We start from the raw sequence: 6,973 nt of genomic DNA, 5'->3' as shown, positions 1-6,973 counted from the left end.
ATTATAACTGAATTATTCATTATTTAAAATGAGGGTTTAAAAAAACTGTCAAGTAAAGTAGACGTTATTTATGGTTTTTTAAAATAACTGATGTTTGGCATGATATAAGTCTTTTATTGACGAAAAATATACCTTAATAAATAAAAAACGGGAATTTCCTTTATTTAATGATACATTTCTCTTATAATAAACTAGAATTGCCTTTATTATGTGAGAGGAAGGCAGAATGCTTAAACAAGCACAATTGAAGTAGGGAGTGTGTTCATGGGAAAGCCGTTAATAAAGACTTTGACTGTTTTAGCCGTTGGTATTGGCGCCGTTGCAATTTGTTTTATTGGTTACCGACAAAATAACCAAAGGCAATATCAGCAACGAGTCGAATATGCACAGACAGCGATTGCCAGCGAAAAAGATCGCATCAATGAGTTGTCAAATGAAATTGCTGAATTTTACAGCAACGAAGATCAAACGTTTTTGCGAAAAGATCTTAAAGAAGAAGACGTTCTTAAAACAGTCGCAAAACTTTCTGCAGTGAAAGTATCTGCAGACGATTATGGGATCGATGATGATGCACTGCCAAGTGAGTCAGTGGAGATCCAACAAGAAAAAACCGCCCTTGATGATCAGCTAAAAGACATCGAGGCAAAATTAAAAGTACAAGCGGATACGGAAGCCTTATTTACTGAAGGTGTTTCAAATTGGCAAAGTGCTGAAAATGATGTCATCATTAGAGCTGATCTAAAAGAAACGGATGTCGGGAATGTCCGTGAAAATCTGAGCTTTTTTGAGGATAGTAAATGGAAAGAGTTAGTCGTTTCCTATTTAGAATATGCGGATACTCAATTGGACCGCATTGCAAAATTACAAGAAACTTTTGATGAAATGCTTGATGGGGATGAGGTGACAAGTGAAGTCACCTTAGAAAAATACCTGAGTGCAGTCGACAGTATTAGCAAAGTTCGCAACGAAGAATTGAAAGAGAAATTCACCGAATTAGCAGATAAAGTCGCTACCCAAATGGGGTACACAGGATACAGCACGTATACACCCCCCGCTTCAACGGAAAGTTATTCAGAGGATACATCCGCAGGAGATGGCACCTGGACAGATCAAAGTTCAGACACTGTTTACTAATTTAAAGATGTATCGAAGAAAATAGAGATAACTGGAGGAAAGCAAATGTCAAAAGGAAAAAAAATCTTTTTAATCATCTTTTCAATCGTTGCAGTGTTAGTCATCGGAATGATCGGTGTCGCTGCAAAATTATATTTTGATGTATCAAACTCAATTCAAGAAACCTATCAATCAGTCGAACGTGATCGAGAAGATCGTCTACGTGAAAATGATGTCGACCTATCCCAAAAAGATTCCTTCTCGGTTTTACTGATGGGGATCGATACCGGTGATTTAGGAAGAGTCGAACAAGGACGTTCTGATACCATGATGGTTGCGACCATCAGCCCACAAGACAATCAGACGACGGTGGTGAGTATTGGAAGAGATTCCTATGTTGATATCGTTGGACATGGGACGACAGATAAAATTAATCATGCCTATGCTTTTGGTGGACCAGCGATGGCAATGAATACCGTAGAAAAATTCTTGGATATTCCGATCGATCATTATGTATCAATCAATATGGCTGGTTTGAAAGAATTAGTCGATGCGGTTGGCGGCATTGAAGTTGATAATGAAATCACCTTTTCGCAAGACGGCTTTGATTTTGCTATTGGACTTACATCACTAAATGGCGAACAAGCCCTTGCCTATTCAAGAATGCGTTATGAAGATCCAAACGGCGATTATGGACGTCAAGAACGCCAACGTAAAATCGTTGAAGGGATCGTTAAGAAAGTCTTGAGTCTTGATGGAATTACCCAATATCAAACAATCTTAAATGCCGTTGAGCAAAACATGAAGACAGATATGAGTTTCGATGACATGCGAACCTTAGCATTTAACTATCGCAGTGCCTTTCAAACGATCAAACAAGATCAGTTGCAAGGGGAAGGATTCATGCAAGACGGCATCTCATATCAGCGTGTGAGTGACGAAGAACTAGCAAGAGTTCAAAAAGAGTTGAAAGCTCAACTAAATCTAGAGAATGAATAGGAAAGTGGAGAAAAGATGGAAGAAACAATTAGCTTAAAAGAAATATTCGCAATTCTACGGAAACACTTAGCTGCTATTTTTATTTCAATGTTTGCTGGTTTAGCTTTAGCAGGAATATTCACCTTCTTTGTCATTACACCGAAATACAGTTCACAAGCTCAGTTGATTGTGACATTGCCGCAATCCGAAACTACCAATGCCAACGATGTGAATACAAACTTGCAAATGATCAATACGTATAAAGATATGATTGTCAGTGACTTGGTTATGACACAAGTAAAGGATCGTTTGGAGTCTGAATACAACCTTGACTTGACTGTCGGACAATTGAAAGAATCCATTTCGATCAACCAGTCACAGAACTCACAGATGTTTTCCATTCAGGCAACTAGTACAAATGCAGTGTCAGCGCAAAATATTGCCAATACGACAGCATTGGTCTTTCAAGAAAATGCTCAAGATGTTATGAATGTTGATAAAATTTCAATCATTTCAAGTGCGGTAGCTAGTACTACACCAGTTTCACCTAACAACAAACTAAATTTAGCCATTGGTCTGGTATTAGGGATCATGGTCGGTGTCGGTTTAGCCTTCTTATTGGAGCTACTAGATCGAACTGTCAAAGATGATAAATTTGTAACCGAAACATTAGGCTTTACCGTATTGGGTACTGTACCCCAAATGTCACCAAAAGAATTGGCTGCGACCATTCAGAAAAAGCCAAGCGTACCATTTATTAAGAAACCGCAAGGCGACAAAACGGCAGAATCACGCCGTAGTCGTAGCCGGGTCTAGGAGGGAACAATGATGGCAAAAAAACAAGAACGTACTGGGACACAGACACATGCAGTGAGCTTGATTACAATGGTTGATCCTTCTTCACCAATCTCAGAGCAATATCGTACGATCCGTACAAATATTCAATTTGCGTCTTCAGCAGATAAACAAATCAAGACCATTGTTGTTACTTCTTCTGGTCCAGGTGAAGGGAAATCGACAACTTCAGCTAATTTAGCGGTTGTTTTTGCAAAATCAGGACAACGAGTATTGTTAGTTGATGCCGATATGCGAAAGCCTACTGTATACAAAACATTCAGCTTAAACAATGCGAGTGGATTAAGTACCGTATTAAGTACCTCAACGAGCGTCCTTGAAGCAGCTCAAAAAACGGTGATTGATAATTTATCTGTCTTAACCAGCGGACCAAAACCACCAAATCCATCTGAGCTACTTGGATCGGCACGAATGAACCAAGTGATGGAAGAAGCGAAAAACCTTTATGATGTGGTTATTTTTGATATGCCACCAGTTGTAGCAGTCACTGATGCACAAATCATGGCATCTAAAGCAGACGGAACGATTTTAGTGGTTCGAGAGAATGTTGCTCGGAAAGAATCCTTAATAAAAGCGAGAGATCTATTGAATATGGTTCAAGCAAGAATCATTGGTGTGGTCTATAACGGTGCCGAACACTCGAAAGATTCAGGTTACTACTATTATTATGGAAATTAATTAATTTGAAGGAGAAGAGAGAAATGATTGATTTACATTGCCACATTTTACCAGGAATTGATGATGGTGCAGAAGACATCAATGCGAGCATCGCTATGGCTGAAAAAGCGATTAGCCAAGGGATTACGCATATTCTTTGTACCCCACATCATAACAATGGAAAATACCGCAATCCGAAGTCAGAGGTCATTTCTCTCGTTACTTCTTTACAAGAAGAATTGGACGCACGGAGCTTGTCCTTGACAGTACTTGAGGGACAAGAGGTGAGAATAACAGGAGATTTAATTGAGGATATACAGAAAAATAACATCCTTTTTACAGATCTTGATGATACGTATATCTTGATAGAATTTCCTACGATTGAAGTACCTACGTATACAGAACAAATTTTCTTCGATTTACTACAGCTGGGAAAAATTCCAGTCATTGTCCATCCCGAGCGGAATGCTCATTTTAGGAAAGACCCTAACAATCTAATCCCATTTTTAGATATGGGCTGTTTAGCTCAGTTAACTGCGCCAAGTTATGTCGGCGTATTTGGAAAAGAAATCCAAAAAACAGCAAAAACAATGGTTGAACATAATCTTGTTCAGATGGTCGCTTCGGATGCCCATGGCGTTACAAAACGCACCTTTAATTTAAAAGAAGCTTATGAGCAAATTGAGCAAGATTTTGGCATGCTCAAAGTAACGTTGATGAAACAAGTAGCAAAAGATTTGATAAACGGGGATCAAATCAGTTTTCCAGCTTTTACAGAAGTGAAAAAAAAGAAATTTGGGTTATTTTAGGGGGCAACTGGGTTGTTTGAATTAACGAGAAGAAGAAAAATTGTAACTTTGATAGTTGTAGATAGTTTATTGATCATAGCAGCGAATATAGCAGCAGTTTATTTTATGAGACCCTTTGTGGCGATTCCAAGGGAATTTACATTGATCTCTGTGAGTCTGTCTGTCGGCTTCTACCTTTTTTATGGTTCTGTGTTCCGTGTTTTTTCTCGAATCAATCGCTATACGAATCTGAAAGAAATGATTGCTATCTTCTTAGCGGTGTCATGTAGCGCTTTTACTTGCAATGTGATCTTATTTTTCGGTGAGGAAACCTATAGCGTGCGGTTAGTGATCTTTACGTACTTTCTTTCGCTCTTTTTGATCATTGCTAGTCGATTGATTTGGCGGATCTATATTGAAAGAAAAAACATGAGGGGGACGTCCAATGTGGTTGTCAAGAATACTCTGATCGTTGGCGCGGGAGAAGGCGGCCGTATTCTTTACAATAGCTTCGTAGGTTCGAAAACGGCAAGTGACATTAATATTATTGGCTTTGTCGATGATGATCCGAATAAACGAAACACTTATCTTTCTGGGAAAAAAGTCTTGGGTTGTATCAGCGATTTACCTGAATTGATTCAAAAGTATGAGATCAATATGGTTACGATCGCTATTCCATCCTTGTCACGGAAAAAATTGCGGAGTATTTTTAGCTTAATTGAACCTTTGCATGTCAAAGTCAACACGATGCCATCAATGGAAGAAATCGCCTCTGGAAAAATCAGCACATCACGTTTGAAGAAAATCGATGTCGTTGATTTGCTAGGCAGAGATGAAGTCAAATTGGATATCGAATCCATCAAAGATCAAATTACTGGAAAGACGATATTAGTGACTGGTGCTGGTGGATCGATTGGTTCTGAAATCTGTCGCCAAGTGATTCAATTCAATCCTAAAAAACTAGTTTTGTTAGGACATGGTGAAAACTCAATTTACTTAATTGACCGTGAGTTGAAAATCAATTTTAAAGACAATATTACCGAAATCGTTCCAGTTATAGCCGATATACAAGATCGTGAAAAGATGTTTGAAATCATGAACGAAGTCAAACCGGATATCGTTTATCATGCGGCAGCCCATAAGCACGTACCGTTGATGGAATACAATCCTAGAGAAGCAGTTAAAAACAATATCTACGGTACGAAGAATACCGCTGAAGCTGCCAAAGCAGCGAAAGTGAAGAACTTTGTAATGGTATCTACGGATAAAGCCAATAATCCACCAAACGTCATGGGAGCGACAAAACGCATCTCTGAGATGATTGTTACTGGCTTAAATGAAAAAGATTGCACGAAATTTTCTGCTGTACGCTTTGGTAATGTATTAGGTTCAAGAGGCAGTGTGATTCCAGTATTCCGTGAGCAAATAGCAAAAGGTGGACCAATCACAGTAACTGATTTACGTATGACCCGCTATTTCATGACGATCCCAGAAGCTAGCCGATTAGTTATTCAGTCAGGAGCACTTGCTAAAGGTGGCGAAATCTTCATTTTAGATATGGGCGAACCGGTAAAAATCGTTGATCTTGCGAAGAATATGATTCGTTTAAGTGGCTATAGTGAAGAAGAAATTGAGATTGTAGAAACAGGGATTCGACCAGGTGAAAAGTTATATGAAGAACTATTGTTGGATAAAGAACGGAATGATGAAGCAGTCTTCGAGAAAATTTTTGTTGGCAATATCAAGGGATATTCAATGGAAGAGGTGCTTAGTTTTATAGAAACACTTCCCAATGAGAATAAAACATTGGCTAAAGAAATTGTTAGATTTGCAAATGCTTCAAACAAATAGGAGTGGGTTTTGTTGTACAAGGATGGAATGAAAAGAATTATTGATTTTATATTATCGCTAATAGGGATAATTGTTTTATCACCAGTACTATTACTATTATGTCTAGCGATAAAAATCGATTCAAAGGGTCCTATTATTTTTAAACAAAAACGGGTTGGAAAGAATAAAACCCATTTTAATATTTATAAATTCAGAACAATGAAAATTGATACGCCTAAAGAAATGCCAACACATCTATTATCAGACCCAGATTTTTATATCACCAAGGTCGGAAAAATTTTAAGAAAAACCAGCTTGGATGAGCTGCCTCAATTATTCAATATTATCAAAGGTGATATGGCTGTCATTGGGCCTCGTCCAGCGTTATGGAATCAATATGATTTGATCGAAGAGCGCGATAAGTATGGAGCAAATGATATTCGTCCAGGATTGACTGGATTGGCTCAGATTAGTGGTCGAGATGAGCTTGAGATTCCAATTAAAGCCAAGTTAGATGGCAAATATACGGATAATATTAGTTTAATGATGGATATAAAATGCTTCTTTGGTACGATTACTTCTGTTTTCAAAAGTGACGGTGTCGTTGAAGGCGGCACGGGAACGATTAAGAAGGAGGAAATCGAATGAAACGAATCCTAATTACAGGAGCGAATAGTTATATCGGTACATCCTTCGATAAGTGGATGCAGCAATTTGGCGATAATTATCAAATTGATACAGTTGATATGCAT

Annotated in this window: 7 protein-coding genes and 1 pseudogene; all 8 read left to right on the top strand. The window is 38.2% G+C overall.

What is annotated here, in order from left to right; genetic code table 11:
• The first annotated feature begins 264 nt into the window (after positions 1-264).
• A complete protein-coding gene (locus A5877_RS03080) occupies positions 265-1,134 on the top strand; it encodes a hypothetical protein (protein ID WP_008378789.1) in 870 nt (289 codons plus the stop codon).
• Positions 1,135-1,161: 27 nt separating this feature from the next.
• On the top strand, positions 1,162-2,112 hold the full coding sequence (locus A5877_RS03075; RefSeq protein ID WP_176273507.1) for an LCP family protein: 951 nt from the start codon (positions 1,162-1,164) through the stop codon (positions 2,110-2,112).
• A gap of 15 nt (positions 2,113-2,127) precedes the next feature.
• Entirely contained in the window at positions 2,128-2,907 is a 780-nt protein-coding gene (locus A5877_RS03070; RefSeq protein ID WP_086316353.1) for a YveK family protein, read from the top strand.
• A gap of 12 nt (positions 2,908-2,919) precedes the next feature.
• Positions 2,920-3,624, top strand: a complete 705-nt coding sequence (locus tag A5877_RS03065; RefSeq protein ID WP_086316352.1) for a CpsD/CapB family tyrosine-protein kinase — start codon at positions 2,920-2,922, stop codon at positions 3,622-3,624.
• Between the two features lie 23 nt (positions 3,625-3,647).
• Positions 3,648-4,412, top strand: coding sequence for a tyrosine-protein phosphatase (locus A5877_RS03060; protein ID WP_086316351.1), 765 nt, complete (start codon positions 3,648-3,650; stop codon positions 4,410-4,412).
• A 12-nt stretch (positions 4,413-4,424) separates the two neighbouring features.
• On the top strand, positions 4,425-6,242 hold the full coding sequence (locus A5877_RS03055; RefSeq protein WP_086316350.1) for a nucleoside-diphosphate sugar epimerase/dehydratase: 1,818 nt from the start codon (positions 4,425-4,427) through the stop codon (positions 6,240-6,242).
• A gap of 12 nt (positions 6,243-6,254) precedes the next feature.
• Positions 6,255-6,869 (top strand): sugar transferase, encoded by a 615-nt coding sequence (locus tag A5877_RS03050; RefSeq protein ID WP_176273411.1) that lies wholly within the window; start codon positions 6,255-6,257, stop codon positions 6,867-6,869.
• Positions 6,866-6,973: pseudogene (locus tag A5877_RS17310) on the top strand (NAD-dependent epimerase); the annotation flags it as partial. The gene A5877_RS03050 and the pseudogene A5877_RS17310, both read left to right, overlap by 4 nt.

The sequence above is a fragment of the Enterococcus sp. 3C7_DIV0644 genome (assembly GCF_002141235.1).
Lineage (GTDB): Bacteria > Bacillota > Bacilli > Lactobacillales > Enterococcaceae > Enterococcus_D > Enterococcus_D entomosocium.
Note: the sequence above shows the minus strand (reverse complement) of the source record. Positions and strands in the feature narration are given on the sequence as shown.